This is a genomic window from Roseomonas rosulenta, from assembly GCF_016106005.1.
GTDB lineage: Bacteria > Pseudomonadota > Alphaproteobacteria > Acetobacterales > Acetobacteraceae > Neoroseomonas > Neoroseomonas rosulenta.
In genome coordinates, this window is sequence record NZ_JACADR010000577.1 from 1 (window position 1) to 992 (window position 992).

At 75.9% G+C, this 992-nt stretch carries 2 protein-coding genes; both read left to right on the top strand.

All coding sequences use genetic code 11. The features are described from left to right. On the top strand, positions 1 to 338 hold a 338-nt coding region (locus HW578_RS26965; protein WP_198373769.1), incomplete at its 5' end, for a hypothetical protein. Beyond that, positions 322 to 930 (top strand): CDP-alcohol phosphatidyltransferase family protein, encoded by a 609-nt coding sequence (locus tag HW578_RS26970; RefSeq protein ID WP_232479332.1) that lies wholly within the window; start codon positions 322 to 324, stop codon positions 928 to 930. The genes HW578_RS26965 and HW578_RS26970, both read left to right, overlap by 17 nt. The last annotated feature ends 62 nt before the right edge of the window (positions 931 to 992 follow it).

Here is a 992-nt window from a genome sequence, read left to right on the forward strand (position 1 = left end):
GGACCAGCCCGGCCCAGGCGGGCACGCCGGCCGAGGGCGCCGCGCCGGGCGAACCGCCGCCCCGCCCCGTGGCACCGATGCCCGCCGCCGCGACGGTCGAGGCGGTGGCGCAGTACGGCTCGCTCAACGAATGGCTCGAGATCCGCCGGCGCCTGGTGGCCAATGCCGCGCGCGTCGAGGTGGTGGCCATCTCGACCGACCGGGCGCGCCTGCGCCTGGGGCTGCGCGCGCCGCCGGCGGTGGCGGCGGAGGAGCTGGCCCGGCAGGGCCTGACGATGGTCCCCGGCTCCGGGGCGCCCGGCGATGCCTGGCGCGTGGGCCTTGGCGGACGATCCTGACCGCCTGCGCCGCCCGGACGGGGCCGGCCCGGCCGAGCGCGAGGCCGGGCTGTTCACCGTGCCGAACATCATCACCCTGGCGCGCATCTGCGCCGTGCCGGCGACGGTGTGGCTGATGCTGCGGCACCGGCTCGACCTCGCCTTCCTGGTCTTCGTGGGTGCGGGCATCTCGGATGCGGTGGATGGCTGGCTCGCACGGGTGTGGAACCAACGCTCGGCGCTCGGCGCGCTGCTCGATCCGATCGCGGACAAGGCGCTGCTGGTCTCGGTCTATGTCACCCTCGCGGCGATCGGCGTGCTTCCCGATTGGCTCGCCATCCTGGTGGTGTTCCGCGACCTGCTGATCGTGGGCGGGGTGGTCTTCCTCTGGATGCTCGGCGTGCGGGCGCGCATCCGCCCGCTGATGGTCAGCAAGGCCAATACCTTCGCGCAGATCGCGCTGGCCGCGCTGGCGCTGCTGCTGTCGGGGTTCGAGCTTTCGGCGCCGCTGCTGCTGGACGGGATGATCCTGGCGGTCGCGGCCACCACGCTCGCCTCCGGCGCGGCCTATGTGGGGCAGGCGGCGCGGCTGACGGCGGGTGGCGGGGCGTGAACGACACGCCGCCGCGCCTGCCCGCGCGCCCCGAGGCCCCGCCGCGGCCCGTCGCCCCGGCG